The 17130-nt window shown below is 47.3% G+C and carries 16 protein-coding genes, 2 tRNA genes and 2 pseudogenes; 16 read left to right on the top strand and 4 right to left on the bottom strand.

The features are described from left to right. The 9 genes from rsmH (at nucleotide 1) to FJ023_08655 (ending at nucleotide 10280) form a co-directional block, all read left to right on the top strand. Nucleotides 1-924 (top strand): 16S rRNA (cytosine(1402)-N(4))-methyltransferase RsmH, encoded by a 924-nt coding sequence (rsmH, locus tag FJ023_08695; protein MBM4447401.1) that lies wholly within the window; start codon nucleotides 1-3, stop codon nucleotides 922-924. Nucleotides 925-989: 65 nt separating this feature from the next. Then, a complete protein-coding gene (gene ftsA / locus FJ023_08690; GenBank protein ID MBM4447400.1) occupies nucleotides 990-2204 on the top strand; it encodes a cell division protein FtsA in 1215 nt (404 codons plus the stop codon). Between the two features lie 39 nt (nucleotides 2205-2243). Next, nucleotides 2244-3347 carry a cell division protein FtsZ gene (ftsZ, locus tag FJ023_08685; protein ID MBM4447399.1) on the top strand — a complete coding sequence of 368 codons (1104 nt, stop codon included), beginning with the start codon at nucleotides 2244-2246 and terminating at the stop codon, nucleotides 3345-3347. Nucleotides 3348-3504: 157 nt separating this feature from the next. Next, nucleotides 3505-4038 (top strand): transcriptional repressor NrdR, encoded by a 534-nt coding sequence (gene nrdR / locus FJ023_08680; protein ID MBM4447398.1) that lies wholly within the window; start codon nucleotides 3505-3507, stop codon nucleotides 4036-4038. 84 nt (nucleotides 4039-4122) lie between these two features. Continuing rightward, nucleotides 4123-6609: a vitamin B12-dependent ribonucleotide reductase gene (locus FJ023_08675; GenBank protein ID MBM4447397.1), complete on the top strand. Its 2487-nt coding sequence runs from the start codon at nucleotides 4123-4125 to the stop codon at nucleotides 6607-6609. Beyond that, nucleotides 6610-8094 carry a hypoxanthine phosphoribosyltransferase gene (gene hpt, locus FJ023_08670; GenBank protein ID MBM4447396.1) on the top strand — a complete coding sequence of 495 codons (1485 nt, stop codon included), beginning with the start codon at nucleotides 6610-6612 and terminating at the stop codon, nucleotides 8092-8094. It begins immediately after the preceding gene. Nucleotides 8095-8340: 246 nt separating this feature from the next. Then, entirely contained in the window at nucleotides 8341-9627 is a 1287-nt protein-coding gene (locus FJ023_08665; protein ID MBM4447395.1) for a homocitrate synthase, read from the top strand. Between the two features lie 72 nt (nucleotides 9628-9699). Further along, a complete protein-coding gene (gene tsaA, locus FJ023_08660) occupies nucleotides 9700-10137 on the top strand; it encodes a tRNA (N6-threonylcarbamoyladenosine(37)-N6)-methyltransferase TrmO (protein MBM4447394.1) in 438 nt (145 codons plus the stop codon). Between the two features lie 67 nt (nucleotides 10138-10204). Next, a tRNA-Gly gene (locus tag FJ023_08655) sits at nucleotides 10205-10280 on the top strand. A 102-nt stretch (nucleotides 10281-10382) separates the two neighbouring features. Here the strand turns inward: FJ023_08655 and FJ023_08650 are convergent. Then, on the bottom strand, nucleotides 10383-10601 hold the full coding sequence (locus FJ023_08650; GenBank protein ID MBM4447393.1) for a dodecin domain-containing protein: 219 nt from the start codon (nucleotides 10599-10601) through the stop codon (nucleotides 10383-10385). Nucleotides 10602-11241: 640 nt separating this feature from the next. On the opposite strand from FJ023_08650, the gene FJ023_08645 reads away from it, so the two are divergent. Both FJ023_08645 and FJ023_08640 read left to right on the top strand, forming a co-directional pair. Next, nucleotides 11242-11514 carry a hypothetical protein gene (locus FJ023_08645; GenBank protein ID MBM4447392.1) on the top strand — a complete coding sequence of 91 codons (273 nt, stop codon included), beginning with the start codon at nucleotides 11242-11244 and terminating at the stop codon, nucleotides 11512-11514. A 109-nt stretch (nucleotides 11515-11623) separates the two neighbouring features. Then, nucleotides 11624-11696: transfer RNA gene (locus tag FJ023_08640), tRNA-Lys, on the top strand. Between the two features lie 110 nt (nucleotides 11697-11806). On the opposite strand, the pseudogene FJ023_08635 reads toward FJ023_08640, so the two are convergent. From FJ023_08635 to FJ023_08625, 3 genes and pseudogenes are all read right to left on the bottom strand, one after another. Next, a pseudogene (locus FJ023_08635) lies at nucleotides 11807-12430 on the bottom strand (site-specific integrase). A gap of 108 nt (nucleotides 12431-12538) precedes the next feature. Next, nucleotides 12539-12898, bottom strand: a pseudogene (locus FJ023_08630) (site-specific integrase). Between the two features lie 46 nt (nucleotides 12899-12944). Next, nucleotides 12945-13904, bottom strand: coding sequence for a hypothetical protein (locus tag FJ023_08625; protein ID MBM4447391.1), 960 nt, complete (start codon nucleotides 13902-13904; stop codon nucleotides 12945-12947). 413 nt (nucleotides 13905-14317) lie between these two features. On the opposite strand from FJ023_08625, the gene FJ023_08620 reads away from it, so the two are divergent. The 5 genes from FJ023_08620 to FJ023_08600 all read left to right on the top strand — a co-directional run bounded on the left by FJ023_08620 (nucleotide 14318) and on the right by FJ023_08600 (nucleotide 17115). Next, nucleotides 14318-14533, top strand: coding sequence for a helix-turn-helix domain-containing protein (locus tag FJ023_08620; GenBank protein MBM4447390.1), 216 nt, complete (start codon nucleotides 14318-14320; stop codon nucleotides 14531-14533). Between the two features lie 40 nt (nucleotides 14534-14573). Next, a complete protein-coding gene (locus tag FJ023_08615; GenBank protein ID MBM4447389.1) occupies nucleotides 14574-15905 on the top strand; it encodes an AAA family ATPase in 1332 nt (443 codons plus the stop codon). Between the two features lie 166 nt (nucleotides 15906-16071). After that, on the top strand, nucleotides 16072-16389 hold the full coding sequence (locus FJ023_08610) for a phage integrase family protein (protein MBM4447388.1): 318 nt from the start codon (nucleotides 16072-16074) through the stop codon (nucleotides 16387-16389). Next, nucleotides 16368-16697 (top strand): hypothetical protein, encoded by a 330-nt coding sequence (locus FJ023_08605; protein ID MBM4447387.1) that lies wholly within the window; start codon nucleotides 16368-16370, stop codon nucleotides 16695-16697. The genes FJ023_08610 and FJ023_08605 overlap by 22 nt, the downstream gene beginning before the upstream one ends. Further along, nucleotides 16675-17115, top strand: a complete 441-nt coding sequence (locus FJ023_08600; GenBank protein ID MBM4447386.1) for a hypothetical protein — start codon at nucleotides 16675-16677, stop codon at nucleotides 17113-17115. Before FJ023_08605 ends, FJ023_08600 begins: the two co-directional genes overlap by 23 nt. Nucleotides 17116-17130: the final 15 nt, after the last annotated feature.

The following is a 17130-nucleotide window of genomic DNA, read 5'->3' as shown; positions in this document are numbered from 1 at the left end:
ATGGCTATACCTATTCATAAACCAGTGCTGCTTTGTGAAGCCGTAGAAGCGTTACAAGCTCAACCTGGGAAACGCTATATCGACTGCACTTTAGGTTCAGGTGGGCACGCTAAAACGATTCTGAAAGAGATTATGCCTGATGGACAACTTTTGGGCATTGATGCCGACCCCAAAGCTATCGAGATAGCTAAGACCAGGCTAGCCAACTACATTGAATCAACCATCATAATAAATGATAATTTTGCTAATCTCGAGACCATTTGCACAGAAAGCAATTTCTTACCAGTGCATGGAATTCTTTTTGACCTTGGTCTCTCCTCCACACAGCTCGAGACTTCCGAACGCGGTTTTAGCTTCCAGGATGATGGCCCTCTAGATATGCGTTTTAGCCCAGCCCAGGAATTAACTGCGGCTGATATCGTCAATATTCTCCCCGAAGACAAGCTAAGTCAAATCCTCAAAACTTATGGTGAAGAGCGTCACAACAAACAGATCGCCCGGCATATTATAAAAAGCCGCCCTGTCAACAACACGCTACAACTAGCCAACATAGTAGAGAAAGCTATCGGCATCCGTCGCGGCAAGATCCACCCAGCCACCAGGACTTTTATGGCACTGCGCATCGCTGTTAACAGAGAGCTGGATAATCTAGCCACAGCCCTGAAGCAAACCATTGTTTGCCTCAAGCATCAAGGTAGACTGGTAGTTATCAGCTACCACTCCTTGGAAGACCGCATAGTCAAGCAATTTATGCTAAGGGAAAGCAAAGGATGCCTTTGCCCACCGAGTACTCCTGTCTGTAAATGTGGGCATATGCCCAGCCTTAGGATAATCTCAAAGAAGGTTATCACGCCATCTCTAACTGAAATAAAATCAAATCCTCGCAGTCGTAGCGCCAAGCTCAGAGTAGCAGAGCGCCTTTAATAAGAGAAAAATATTCACGGGAGGCAAATTAAACCTAAACAAAATCAAAGGAGGGCAAAACCACGATGAAAAAGCTTATTTCAGCTATCGATGTTGGCACTACCAAAATATGTACCATTATTGGCACATTGGATTCCGGAGGCAATATACAAGTCTTAGGGGTCGGTCTCGTGCCATCGCATGGTATGCATAAAGGTATGGTAGTCAACGTAGAAGAAGCCAGAGAATCAGTTGCTGAGTCGATAAGACGAGCTGAGCAAGCAAGCGGGCTAAAAGTGGAGTCTGCATATGTGGGTGTCACAGGTAGGCACATAAGCTCGCACAACAGCCATGGGGTAGTGGCTATACCACGTAATGACCGGCTGGTTCGACACGATGACTTAAAGCGAGTCCTATCTTCCGCCCAGCAGGTTAACGTCCCAGATGACAGAAAAATACTACATGCCATACCTCGCAGTTATGCATTAGACAGTCAGGAAAGAATTAAGAATCCGGTAGGTATGCACGGCTTCAGGCTAGACGTGGAAACCCACATTATCACCGCTGCCATATCCTCAGTCCAGAATCTGGTCAAGTGTATTCGGAGCGTTGGAGTTGAAATACAAGACCTCATTCTTGAGCCACTAGCCAGTGGTGAGGCGGTACTGACACCAGAAGAAAGAGAAGTAGGAGTCATCCTGGCTGATGTCGGTGGCGGCACCACTGATATAGCCGTATTCAAAGACGGCAGTATCTACCACACCTCAATTATTCCAGTGGCTGGATATCAAGTCACCAGTGATCTTTCTATCGGTCTGGGCCTACCATTTGAGATCGCCGAGGCTATGAAAAAGAAATACGGGAACGTTTATCCCGAGGTACTCACTAAAAACCAAGACTCTACACTGAGCGTCGAAGACGGGCACAGTGTTTCCTACCGTGATTTGTGCAATATCATCAATGTACGCATGGAGGAATTGCTAAGGCTCATCCTCCTCGAAATGCCTGACTCTAACTATGCCTCATTAGCTCCAGGCGGTCTTGTGCTCACTGGCGGCTGTTCTAACTTAGCCGGTCTCGAAGCCCTGGCTCGACAAACACTCCGCATCCAGACGCGGATTGGCGAGCCTATGGGAGTTTATGGCATTACCGACATACTCCATGACCCGGCTCACTCCACTGGAGTTGGACTTCTTCTCTGGGGAACAAGAAATCATGGCAGACCAGCCTGGGAAACCAAAAAGAGAAACGGTGTCTTCGACGGTTTTATGACAGTACTGAAAAAATTCTTTGGTGTGTAAAGGATAGACAAAATATAATATAAAGGAGGCGATTTAAAAATGGCGAAGTCAACATTTTCCAATGCACCAGCCCGGATCAAGGCTATAGGCATTGGCGGTGGTGGTTCCAATGCTATTACCAGGATGGTCCGTGAGGATATTAAAGGGGTGGAATTCATCACCATGAACACTGATGCCCAAGCTTTGGCGTTGTCTGAAGCCCCTGTGCGTGTCCAGCTAGGTGAGAAGCTGACACGTGGGTTAGGTGCCGGCGGTGACCACACCGTCGGTGCTGGAGCAGCCGAAGAGAGCCGCCAGACAATTCAAGAGGTAATCTCAGGTGCCGACATGATTTTTGTCACCGCTGGAATGGGTGGTGGCACTGGCACCGGCGGCATCCCGATTGTCGCTGATGTATCCCGACAGAGTGGTGCTTTAACAATTGGCATTGTAACCAAGCCATTTAGCTTTGAAGGTACTCGACGAAACAAAGTGGCCGAGGAAGGCGTACTACAGCTGTGTGATAAAGTGGATACCCTGGTTATAATTCCCAACGACCGCCTTATTGAGCTTTGTGACGCTAAAACCACCGTGGACAATGCCTTCAGATTAGCTGATGATGTTCTCCGGCTGGCAGTTCAGGCTATCGCTGAAGTGGTGACTGTTCCCGGATTAATCAACCTTGATTTTGCTGATATAAGGTCGATAATGAAGAACGCCGGGCCCGCCTGGATGTCAGTAGGCAGAGGCAGCGGCCAGAACCGCGCTGTCGAGGCTGCCAGGGCTGCACTTGCCAGCCCATTACTCGATGTTTCAATAAACGGCTCCAAAGGGGTACTGTTCAACGTCACCGGTGGCAGCGACCTTACCCTCTTCGAGTGCAACGAAGCTGCTGAAGTCATTGCTCAAGCAGTTGATCCGGATGCAAACATCATCTTTGGAGTCGTCTTCAACTCACAGATGGAGTCCGAAGTTCAAATTACCATTATCGCCACCGGCTTCACCGCTCAATACGGAGTCGGAGTACCAACCGAAGCCGAGTTGCGGCGCCTGCTACGAGGTGTTGCCGAAGATAGCCTCGATGTCCCCTCATTCCTCCGTCGTACGTCGCATTACTCCACTGCCCAAACAGTGCCCCCATCCCAAGCCAAAATGGCCCGCTAACCCTTCACCAACCCCCCACCCTCCCCGACAGAGCGGCAACCCAAATTGCCGCTCTGTTTTTGCCCTTTATTATTCATCTTATGTCTACACCCTGCTTGACACCACCTATATATTGGGCTAAAATAGTTTTGCACCACACTTTGTAGGGGGTGGTCTGATGAAATGTCCCTATTGCGGTGACATTGAATCAAAGGTGATCGACTCCAGAGGCATAGGCGATGGAATCAGGCGTCGCCGGCAGTGTCTTCATTGTGGAACTCGCTTCACAACCTACGAACATTTACAGTCCAGAAATCTTTTTGTGATTAAAAAAGACGACAGGCGGGAGGAGTTCAACAGGGACAAGCTGCTAGCCGGCATTCGCAAAGCCTGCGAAAAACGTCCGCTTCCAACCGGCACTATTGATAAGCTCGTGGACAATATTGAAGTCGATCTTTATCGCCTCGGCAAAACTGAAGTTTCCAGTTCCGTCATTGGCGACATGGTGATGGAAAGGCTGCAAGAGCTGGACCACATAGCCTATATTCGTTTTGCCAGTGTCTACCGCGAGTTTACTGACATCGCCGCATTAAAACAGGCAGTAGATACTCTGGTAGACACGGAATCGAATACACCTCCGGCCGGCCAGCTGCCACTTTTATCCCAGGAAGAGCTAACCGTCTTAGGACAACGACATAGGAGACGGAAATAAATGACTGCTCGTCAAAGTAAAAATCAATCCGGAGGCAACAACCATAACCGTATCGCCCGAGCTACATTTGCAGCTGCTGAGTCTATGGGTATAACTGACAGAAAATTGCTCGAGGAACTCGCCGGTCAAATAATTCAAAGACTAGAGCCAAGGCCAACCTTACCAGGAATGGAGCATTTGATCCCAAAACAGGAGATGGAGATTCCTTCTGACTCCCAAATCGAAGTAGCAGTGAAAGAAATCCTAGCTGAAAAAAACAAGATAGCGGAGCCATCAATGACAAAAATAGAGACGGAAGTCGAACCAGAAGTCAAGAAGGCTAAAACAACAGAGAAACAACCACCCAAAATGAGGACCAAAACCAAATCGGGAGTAGAACTAAATCAAAACGCTCTTACTGTCCTGGAGAAAAGATACCTGAAAAAAGACAGTCAGGGACAGATCGTTGAAACACCTGAGGAGATGTTCCGACGCGTCGCCAAATACATTGCTTCGGCTGAACTTCTCTATAACCAAAAGGCAGACATTACCGGATGGGAAGAGAAGTTCTATCGGCTCATGACATCACTCGAGTTTCTCCCCAATTCCCCGACTCTAATGAACGCCGGACGAGACCTGGGACAACTATCAGCTTGTTTTGTTATACCTGTGGACGATTCCATGGAATCCATTTTCGACGCTGTAAAATACACCGCTCTAATCCACAAAAGTGGCGGCGGCACCGGCTTCTCCTTTTCCCGTCTCAGACCCAAGAAAGACAGGGTTGGTTCCACCGGCGGTATTGCCAGTGGCCCAGTATCTTTCATGCGAGCTTTCGACACAGCTACCGATGTTATCAAGCAAGGTGGTATGCGCCGAGGTGCCAATATGGCTATCCTCAACATCGACCATCCTGATATTCTCGACTTCATCATGGCCAAAGAAGACCCGAAAGCGCTCACCAATTTCAACCTATCAGTCGCCGTAACTAACGAGTTTATGGAAGCTGTAGAAAAAGACAAGGAATTTAATTTAATAAACCCACATAATAAGGAGGTTGTCGATAAACTCAACGCCAGAGAAGTCTTCGAAAAAATCACAGATACGGCCTGGCGCACCGGTGACCCCGGCATTGTTTTCATCGACAATATAAACAAGAATAATCCTACCCCAAAACTTGGCAGAATAGAGAGCACCAATCCCTGCGGTGAACAGCCTTTGCTGCCATTTGAATCCTGCAACCTGGCCTCAATTAATCTGTCAAAAATGGTCAAAAACGAGACTGACAGACCCGATCTTGATTATGTCAAGCTGCGCCAAACTGTTAAACTGGGCGTCCGTTTTCTCGATGATGTCATAGATGTTAACAAATTCCCGCTGCCCCAGATTGAGAAAATGACCAAAGCCACCAGAAAAATAGGGCTTGGCGTTATGGGCTTTGCTGACATGCTACTCAAGCTCCGCATCCCCTACAACTCCGATAAAGCATTAGAGGTGGCTGAAAACGTCATGCGTTTCATATCTGAAGAAGCAACCAAAGAGTCAGTGAAACTCGGAGAGGATAGAGGTCTATTCCCTGCCTTCAAAGGCAGTATTTACGATACAAACAACGGTTTAAATCCTAGAAATGCCTCGCGAACTACCATTGCGCCTACCGGGACATTAAGCATAATTGCTGGTTGTTCCAGCGGCATCGAACCCCTCTTTGCTCTCAGTTACACCCGCCATATCCTTGATGGACAACAACTAATAGAAGTCAATCCTTACTTCGAAGAAATAGCCAGAAATGAGGTGTTCTATTCCCCGGAACTGATGCAACAGCTCGCTGAAGGGAAAAAGCTGCGAGATGCTGAAAATGTACCTGATTGGGTAAAAAACGTCTTTGTCACCTCTCACGATATAACGCCCGAGTGGCACGTGAGAATGCAGGCAGCTTTCCAAAAGTTCACCGATAGTGCTGTTTCCAAAACAGTTAACCTCCCTCACGAAGCCACAATAGAAGATGTAGCTGAAGTATACATACTTGCCTACAAACTGGGATTGAAAGGGATAACCATATATCGGGACCGCAGCCGCGAAAGCCAAGTTCTAACCATTAGTCACACGGAGGGGAAACCTGAAGCTAAGCTCACACCAAGGCCACGACCTAAGGTTACCAAGGGGGCTACTGAGCGAGTAACTACCGGTTGCGGTTATATATATGTCACCGTAAACTTCGATGACAAAGGAATCTGTGAAGTCTTTTCCAGCCTAGGGAAAGCCGGCGGTTGTGCTTCGGCCCAACTTGAAGCTGCCAGCAGGCTTATCTCCTTAGCCTTAAGATCAGGCATCGACCTAGGCTCTGTAGCTAAACATCTTCGTGGCACCCGCTGTCCATCGGTTGCCTGGGAGGAAGGTCGTGCTATTCTTTCCTGCGCTGATGCCATCGCCAGCGTCCTTGAAAAACACATTAAAGACAAAGAGACAGATTCCTCCAAGGACTTCGGCGTAGCTAAGAACTGGGCTGGGCAATGCCCTGAATGTGGCAACATCCTGATTTACCAGGAGGGTTGTCATATTTGCCCCAGTTGCGGCTATACTAAGTGCGGGTAGGTGACAAAAAACATACTCGGAAGGGAAGCAGTTGTGGATAACCACGAGCATAGCTACTCTCAAGCCTTCAAGCAAATAGCCAAGACCGCTAACTCGCTTCTACCCCTGAAGAATATCCTTAATTCTGCAGCCAAAAGCACAGCCAAAGCATTGAAGGCTACCGGATGCTCCATAATGCTTCTGAATCCTCAAAAGGAACACTTAGACATCATAGCCGCCTATGGCCTTAGTGACTTATATCTCCGAAAAGGAGCACTGAAAGCCAGTAAGAGTCTCCCTGAAGTACTGGATGGGAAAATAGTAGCTATCTTCGATGTTGCACAAGACAAGCGAGCCCAATACCCAGAAGCCGCCGAAATGGAGGGGATAAGCTCCGTACTAGCAACTCCCATCCCACAGAGAGGGGAGATAATTGGAGAAATCAGAATCTACACCCGCGAACCAAGAAAATTCTCTCAAGCCGATAGGGACTTCCTGGCCACTGTGGCTGATGTAGTCGCCGTTACTCTGGAAAAAACCGAAATGTATCAGGTGTTAAAAACAGAATTTGAAGAAACGATGACCAAACGACGAAAATTAGCCGAGACACCCACATTACCTTCATCTTCATTAAGACCATCCAGTTTCGGCCACTCCAGCGAAGAGGAATTCGCCAAATTGCTTGATTTCTACCGCATCGAGTGGCTCTACGAACCTCGCTCATTCCCTCTAGCCCGGCAGGATAACAAAGTGGTAGAAATGTTCACGCCGGACTTCTACCTACCTGAGCTAGACCTCTACATCGAGCTTACTACCTTAAGACAGAGCTTGATTACAGAGAAAAATCGCAAATTGCGCCGCCTCAGAGAGCTTTATCCTGATATCAACATCAAGCTTCTGAACAAGAGCGATTACCTCAAACTACTAGCAAAATATGGCTATGGACGTCTGGGAGGAACAAAGGTAGAGGGGGTAGACCATGTCTTATTCAGCCACACGCAAATTCAACGGCGAGTTAAAGCCTTGGCAAAACGCATTTCACGCGAATATATCGGGAGGAAATTGGTCCTGGTTGGCATACTTAAAGGCGTCATCTGTTTCATGGCTGACCTAATGCAACACATTACCCTACCGCTTAACGTGGACTTTATGGCGATCTCATATTATGGCACTGGCAACGAGTCAGCAGTAAAGATAACCAAAGACCTCGATATCAGCATAGCCGGGTTTGATGTGCTGATGATTGAAGACATTGTAGACACAGGAATGACATTAAACTACATCCTTAACCACCTGGCGTCGCATAACCCAGCCAGCCTGCATGTTTGCACTTTGCTGGATAAGCGAATTCGCCGCCTTATTGACGTCCAGCTCGACTACATAGGCTTCGAGGTCCCCGATGAGTTCGTAGTAGGTTATGGATTGGATTACCATGGGGAATATAGAAACCTACCCTTCATTGGTGCACTTACTCCTGAACTAATTGAAGGGGCGGGAAATAAATAAAATGCCCCAAGTAACCTTGCCCATCCCGGTTCCACATCCTCTGACACTTTTCGGCCTTCGCCTACCTTGCGTCAGCGCCCTGCCTCCCCGGTCTTAGCTCAATTACTTGGGACTTTAATAAGATAGCACATTACCTGCGCTTTGTCAAGCCCCCAGTATTAAGTTATAATAATTTACTAAAGTGGTCACATTATCATGGTACAATAGATTATCAACTCTTTCCTGGCATCTCCCTAGAGGACTCAAATGGGCAAGATTTATATAATTGATGTTTCAAATCGAGACGGCGTTCAGACAGCTAAGCTGGGCTTATCCAAGCTGGAAAAAACAATGATAAACATCTATCTGAACGAGTTAGGTGTTTTCCAGTCAGAGTTTGGCTTTCCTACAACAAAACATGAAACAAATTACCTCAAGGCAAATCTTGAGTTAGTCCAGATGGGCGTTCTAAAACCTATCCGCCTGGGCGGTTGGATTAGAGCAACAGTAGAAGATGTTCAAACAACTTTCAAGCTGGTACCGGAGATAAAACACCTCAATATTTCCATTTCGACTTCTGAGCAGATGATTCAGGGCAAATTTCAAGGCAGAAAGTCAAGAGACGACATTACGAAGATGATGACCGATGCCCTTGATGCTGCCCGCTCACACGGAGTTGAATCCATAGGTGTAAACGCCGAGGATGCCTCAAGAACAGACTTGGATTACTTAATAAAATTTGCCTCACAAGCCAAGTTGCACGGTGCTGACAGGTTTAGGTACTGTGATACCCTTGGTTATGATGATCCCTTCACCATATATCAGACCGCGAAAGCCTTAGCCGAAAATGCAGTTATGCCCATAGAGATTCACTGTCACGGCGACCTGGGTATGGCAGTAGCCACTTCCATCTCTGGAGCTAAAGGTGCTATAGATGGTGGGCAAGACGCCTATATTAATACAACTGTCAACGGTATCGGAGAACGAGCTGGCAATGCCGACCTTGTCGCTACAGCTCTGGCACTAACCAAATCAAAAGGTTTCGCTGGTAAATATAAACTGGGAAGACCGATTGACCTATCAAAATCATGGAAAATAGCCAACTTCGCCAGCTATGCTTTTGACGTTCCTATACCAATAAACCAGCCCGGCGTTGGTGCTAATGCCTTCGCCCATGCATCCGGCATTCATGCTGATGGCGTTTTGAAAGACCCGCAGAATTATGAGCTGTACGATTATGCCGAACTGGGCAGAGGTGAACCTGTCACCGTGGAGACGGGTAGAGAAATATGCTCCGGCGAATATGGCGGCATATCTGGCTTCAGACATTTAATGAAGAGGATTCAGGAGAAAATGGGAGGAGAGGTAGAAGAGGAGGTGGAAGAGCGAATAGAGATAGCGTTTGCTGATGCCGCTGAGGCGGAAAAAATTTTGGAACTGGTAAGATTTGCCAATGTCTGTGCTCAGAAGCCGCTTGTCGAGGATGAGTTACTTTTTATTGCCAAGTATCCGGACATCGCCAAGAAACTGTTAACACTGACCCCGCTAACTTAGCCTCGCTATCCCTAAAACAAAGGCATGCACTCATAATGTAGACGGCTTCAGCCAGCCCAACCACATGCAGCCATGGAAATAAATTTAACACCAATCGGCTTCGTCAAAAACAACATCACAGAGCCTAAGAGAGAGGATTGGGAAGAGGTTGCCTCCGAGATAATAATCAAAGAGGATTTGAAAGAGGCCCTGAGCCGAATAGACGAATTCTCGCACATCATCGTCATCTACTGGATGCACAAGCTACCGCCATCACAGCGCTCGGTTATGAAAGTACATCCCAAAGGCAACCAGAACCTGCCCCTCGTCGGTGTCTTTGCCAGCCACAGCCCGGCACGCCCCAATCCAATAGGCATAACTACCGTCAAACTGCTGGAACGTCGGGATAATGTTCTCAAAGTCACCGGCCTTGACGCCATAGATAAAACGCCGGTGCTGGACATCAAGCCCTACATCCCCAACCACGATTCTGCCTCAGAGATTAAAACACCCAACTGGCTAACAAAATAATTATTCCCCGAGGCACGTCTCTGGCTGATTGACACCAGGTTTTTACAGCGGTAATATAACCACCAGCGCGGGTGTAATTCAGTGGTCAGAATGCTTGCTTCCCAAGCAAGACGTCGGCAGTTCGAATCTGCTCACCCGCTCCAAGCATAAATTCAAAATTACACCCGGAGCGTGTTACACCGCTCGAAATGCCTAGGCGCCTTGCACGAGGGTGTTATAACCGGGTTGTCCGCACAGGGCGGTGACTACTTTTCCTTACCCATGTACTTAAAGGAGACCCTTACCTTGGCTCGGTAGTTGGTAACCTTGCCGTTTTCGATCTGCATATCCAGCTCTTCTACCTCTGCGATACGGAGGTCCCGCAGAGTTTTTGCCGCTGTCTGTACAGCAGATGCCGCCGCTTCCTCCCAGGATTTGGTGCTGGTTCCTACTAGTGTGATAACCTTGTATACGCTGTCAGCCATTTTGCCCCCCTTTCCTGAAGTCTTCTATAACCCAATATTATAGGCTACACCTTTCAAAAGTCAATACATACCCTCTAGTCATGTTTCGAGAAAAAATACGACAGAACATGATTAGCCGCAGATGATTATCAATCTGCTGTTAATCCCTCCCAAACCAGGAGGGCATTTCGCGACCTGTCAACACCCCGGCTCGCCATGATGCCCACAGCAGCTTTGTCTCCTCCACACCTTGATAGCATTGTTGCGGAATAAGAGATACAGCTTTCTGTGTCACGGCATGGGCATTGACATGTTGGTGAAAAAGCCTCTTACGCTAGGCATGGCATTCGCCCCTTCCTTTACCCGAATGTTCCCTCCACCTCTATTATACGAATAATGAAGACAAAAGTAGACCCCCTATCGACAATGGTGCAATTTCAGGACTTTCCTGGTCATTATTATAACAATCGTTCGTAGAACATTCATACTATCCTAAAGAGTTACAGACGGGTTTAAGCTGCTTTCTACTGGCAATTCGTGATATTGATTATAAGCAAAAGATGTGTTAGACTTGTAAACCTGCGGGGTTACTGTATATCCGGTGCTAACACCAGGGAAACACATATAAATTCAAGGCATCCGAGGGGTAAGAAGTGGGACCATGAGAATAAAACTTAAAAGCGAACAACTGGAAATATTGGCAAAACGTCTCCGCTTTGAGGTCATGCTGCAACAGCCGCGAGACATACGTGGCATGTTGGAGGTACTTGGAAAAGAAATTCCCTGGAATGAAACCGGGCTTAACAAATTCGATAACTCGCCAAGGCGGCCGGTAAGATTGACTTTCTCCGTGGAAGAGGCCAAGGATGGTTATATTTGTGACATTCATCCGGCTCTAGCCCAGTACATCCACACTCTTCTGTCCTCCGAATAGGTCATCTGTGGACCCACTCTAACTGGTAGAACTACAGGGTTGCAAAAGTAGCAGCAATTCATTTGTTTGAATATTTTACATTAACGACCGTATAATAATGGCGCCCGATGGGCCGTTAGCTCAGTTGGCAGAGCACCTGACTTTTAATCAGGGTGTCACAGGTTCGAATCCTGTACGGCCTACATTCAACCTCATCTTTCCTTGCCGACATTTTGCCGACATTTTCTTCAGGTTCACCTACTGGTAATAACGCATCAAGCCGCTCCGCAGCCGCTTTCTGCAAGCCGGGTATGGTATGGGAGTAAATGTCCAGGGTCGTAGCAATACTGCTATGTCCCAGACGCTCTTGCACTACCCTGGGATGCACCCCCGCCTTCAGCAACATAGTAGCATGGATATGGCGTAGGTCATGGAGCCGGAGGTGAGGTAGACCAGCCCTGACTGCAACTTTAGCAAAGGTGTGGGTAACCGTATTCGGGTTAAGTGGACTGCCATCTATATGACAGAACACGAAATCATCTTCGGTTAAATCTTTCCCCAGCATTAGCCTCTGGCTTTCTTGGTCTGACCTATATTGACGCAGTAGTGTTACCAAGGATAACGGCAGGTCTATAGCACGCCGGCTGCGGGCAGTCTTGGGCTCTTTGAGGATTACGGTACCGTCATCAAGTCTATATAGGCTATGTGATATATAGAAACAAGCCAACTCAAGGTCCAAATCTCTCCACTTCGACGCTATCAGCTCGTTTCTACGCATACCGGTGAGGAGAAGTGTGTGGTAGTAGATGTAGTAAGTACTATGGCGTATGGCATCTAGTAGTTTTGATAACTCATTCGGGCCAATTGCGGGAATATCATTATGTGGTGGCTTCGGCGAAGCAACTCCCTTGCATGGATTGACTACAATCAACCCCATTTTTACAGCGTCACCTAAAGCTTTACTTAAAATGCGATAATGATACTGCACAGTCCTGTGGCTTAGACCACCATTCCTAAGTCTGCGCCCTTTTGATAATGCCCAACCGATGTAGTCTTGAACATGATGCGGGCGCAGTTCCGCGAGTCTCACTCCTCCCAAGTGCGGAATTATGTATTTATCGATTTCACGTTTATAACTTTCAGCAGTCTTGGACGCCAGGTTGCTTACTGCGTAGCTACCAAACCAATGCTGCAGCCACATAGCCACTGTTAACTGCTTAGACTGTTTGATGTAGGTGCCCTGTTCAACACTAAGCAATAATCTGCGTAACTCCTTCTCCGCATCTCTTTTGCGGCCTCTTACAGTTGCAAAATGTCTTAGGCGTTTGCCCGATACCGGGTCTCTGCCCGTATCAACGCAAATTTCCCACGAAGCACTGCTTCGTTGTCTAATCGATCCTTTCATCTTGTTCCCCCTTCTCCAGCTATTGGAATATGGTCTTCCTATACCACTACGCGGGACACAAATCACACCTCGTGCGAAGTAGCAACGGGCGCAGTACCAGCTCGTCCAAACCTTCTTCAAGCTCCCTAGTTGTATCCTGCATCAAGCGAACCTCTTTAGTCAGCTTCTCCACCACATCAGATTTGGTCCCCTCCTGCAAATTGCTAACCACCAGCTGACACATACTTTTGATCTCTTTAGCAAGCTCATTATCATTCAGGTAAAGTCTTGTATCAGAATCTCCCTCATAGAACTCTAGCCACACGTTATCCTTAGTTACGTCACCTCCTCCCTTCCAAGAGTGCACCTCCTCTAACTTACCAGTTACGATGCCTCGCCATATAGTCTCTCCCAATCCACGCGAGATATCGGCCGCGCCGATATTGACCCCTATTGCAGTTTTAATCTTTTCCGTTAAGCCTGGTTGTTTGTTTAGAATATCCTCGATACCCTCTTTAGCTTGCAACAGCAGTTCTTGGGAATACTCTGCCGCATTGGTGCGCGCCTTTTTCCATTCTTCCAAAGCTTCCCACCTTACTTTTTCTCGTGTGTGGTCCTGGAGAGAATTAAGAAGCTTCGTATTTCTCCAGACTAGACGGGCGCTTTCTTGACTTGATGTTGGGGACGTTTCGAGTCCTCCTTGCACAGTTCCCATCAATAACCGGCCGAGAGCTGCCTCGGCATTATCCAGCCCTCGCAGCTTTTCTGGCACGTGGACAACACTAATTAAGGACTCTGCCAGTCTGGTGAGGTCGCTCAGATGTTCATGGAAGGCTTCTGCTGCAACACGAAAGCGAACGGTTTCTTGCTCCCTCATCTTCTGGTCTTTCTCCCACTCATCGTAGGCACGTTTTGCAGCACGTCTCTCAACTCCGGTTTCCTTTTCGATTTCCGTCCATTTCGTACCAAAGTGTCTTAGTTCTACCACCTTTTTTAGCTCTATAGAAGAAAGTTCCTTTTTTTTCATTTTGACATCCCCTTGCTTCTTACTCGATATACACACTATATACCATCCGCCATGATTTGTCAAGTAACAACCCATAATATTTGTCATTGTTTCTTAATATGACTTGACAGCTACCTGACATTTATTTACAATAATACTAAATTTAATTACTCATGTCAAAGTTCAACCAAAAGAGATTTTAAACTATGCAAAAGAGCAAGAGACACAGGCAAGTGGACAGAGGGGGAATAATTGCTGAACCTCGCCAGGTCATACGGATAGGCAATAGCCACTACATTTCGATTCCTCCGGAGTTTATCCAAGTTCACAAGATCAAAGCGGGCGATTGGTTGCCAACTGCGGCAAACCATATCCTCAAGATAATACCAATGTCCGAGGAAAGAGATTGAAACCAAACGGCCCAGGTAGGAAAGATGAACAATCAAGGCAATGTGAGTGACCCATTGGTGCTGACTCCAACCGAGACAGCGAGGTTGTTGCGCATCGGCAGAGCTACTGTTTATGAACAGCTTCGCTTGGGGGCCATCCCTAGCATCCGCTTTGGACGGAAAATTTTAATTCCACGGGCCGCACTGGATAAACTCCTAGCAAATTGTAATCTAGGCAATACACAAGTAGTCGAAAAATAAATATTGCAGAGAGACGAATAGGGAGCTAGCTCATATTGCGATGGGAATGACAAATAAAACTGATGAGCTTGAGCGCCAGAATATGCTGAATCTAGCTTATAGAGATCGCTCTAGGGAGCTTGGCAAAATCCTCACCCCTTCGGAAAGGAAAACGATTCGCGACCAAATATACCAAGAGCTGGATGCAAAGAATACCGGCGCTGATAGAGAACCTTGTAATTGGCGGGCTCATGCAATAACTCAAGGGGACCTAGTCAATGCAAAACTAAAGCCTTTGGAATTTCTGGTCGAAGGTCTACTCATCAGCCCCGGCCTCTGTGTTTTTGGTGGTCGAAAGAAAGCCGGCAAATCATGGTTCATTCTTGATGGTTCCCAACGAATAGCGGGTGGGGCGCCATGGTTGGGAAAGCGAGTTAAACAAGGTAAAGTCGTCTACTTGGCGCTGGAGGACGGCGTGATTCGGTTACAAGAACGATTACATAAGCTAAACAGTGACCATTCCCTTCCAATTCTATATATCACCGAATTCAAGCCGCTAAACACCGAGGAGGGCATGAGTGACTTTGAGTCTATGATTAAGACAGAAAGCCCGGCGCTGGTTGTTATTGACACATTAGCCTCCGCCACGGACCGAGAACTAGATGAGAATAGAGCCGGTGACATGTCTGAATTAATGAAGCAATTGCACAGCCTGGCATTAGTCTATGGCACAACGATTCTTGTAATTGCTCATCATGGCAAGCGTTCCTTCAATGATGTTGGTTACGACCTTCGCGGCAGCAGCGCAACACCTTCGGCTTCCGATGTCAATATGGGTATTTATCGTAACTCTGACAGAAGCTATGATCTGAGAATCGAAGGCCGAGACTTACCCGATACCGAACTACGACTCCAATTCGACGTTGAGACCATGACATTTCAACTGAAAGGAGACAGCAAAGACGAAAGACGTAGAGATGCGGAATTGAACATACTAGAGGCCATCGAGGCACTTGGCGGAGAGGCAGATGCCGCCATGATTGCTACCGAGCTTGGCCTGACTCGTATGGCGGTACAACATACTTGCCAAAGAATGCGAAAGTACAGACTTCTGGACTTTAGGTCGGTACCTACAGGCAAGACCAGAACTAATAAGATTCTATATTCTTTGCCGGAAACAGATGTATCACCTTTATCAACTTTATCACCTCTGAACACTGAAAAAGAAGATAAAGATGATAAGAAAGAAAAAGATGATAATAGTCTAAGAGATAACTCTGATAAAGAAGAAAAAGAAGATACCCCTATCTCCGAGGTAAACAGCAAAGAGGTAGCACCTGATGTATTACCAGTAGGTATGTTTAAGTCCCTAGGCAAGGATAAGTCAAATTGACCTTCCTAATTGCGTCGATGGCATTGATTTGAGGTAAACATGAACAAAAGTGATCAGACAAAGAGGAGATGTGACTATGTACTGCTACGAGGATTTGGCCTTCTGCTGGCAGAGAAAGTCTTGGCTACGACCATTCGGCATAGATAAGTTGAGGTGGCAAGACTAAATGACACTTGTTAGCCCTATAAGGGATTTAAAGGCGTATTTGGAGCTTGAGCAAGTGGAACGGCTGATTGCCGCTGCCACTAACCTCAGAGACAAGCTGTTAGTGAGGATATTATGGCGTACCGGCATCAGAGTCTCTGAATTGATTGGACTTCGTGTTCAGGACATAGACTTTGCTAACCGCGCTATTATTATTAAGGTGCAGAAGTTAAGAAAGAGAAGTGGCAAGCCGATTGAACGAAGAAGAGTCGTGCCCATCGATCGGGGCACGCTGGCCATGATTAAGGAGTATCTAGTATGGCGAAAAAATTACCTGTAGAGGATGACTTACTCTTTCCAATCACAAGGCAAAGGGTTAATCAGATTCTGTCGAAGTTGGCACGGAAAGTCGGCATAAGAGAAGTCGGCGACCCTGCTGTTTCCCGCAGGTGCAAACTGCATCCGCATCATCTGAGGCACAGCTTTGCGATCCACTGCATTAAGCGTGGAATGAGTATCGATAGGTTGCAGAAAATTCTGGGCCATCAGTCGCCTGCTACGACTTCAATATATTTACAGTACTCCTTAAAAGACCTACACGAGGATTATGACAAGGTTTGGGAAGATGACGCAACCGGAGAAAGGTAAGCGGGCAAAGTCGCCCCGGAACAAGAAGACGGAAAAGGCATCGCGAAAGACTGGAGTGCCCTGGGGTAGAGCAGGCAGTGCATACCGGCCCGGCGAGTTTATCCACATATACCTTACGCAACATGATGAGGCCTGCTGTGCCGATGTCTTCTATGCCCTGAAGCAGGACCTCAAGCGGATTAACCAAGAAAGGGTTGAGATAGGCGATAAACCGATTAAAGGATGCACCTACAATTCGTTTGCGAAGTATTGGCACTGGTTTAAAAAACTAGGACTTATTGAACCTACAGGCCGATCTGAGCCGGCGTGCTACGACTTTCTGGAGGACAAACGATATTACCGACTATCCGCGGCTGGAGTAGGTGAAGAAATCGGATGGAACGACCCAATTAGGGCAGCACACCCTGAGTTTAGGTAACGAGCGAATGCACTT

This window comes from Chloroflexota bacterium, assembly GCA_016875875.1.
Lineage (GTDB): Bacteria > Chloroflexota > Dehalococcoidia > GIF9 > UBA5629 > 9FT-COMBO-48-23.
This window is presented reverse-complemented; position numbering and strand designations above follow the sequence as displayed.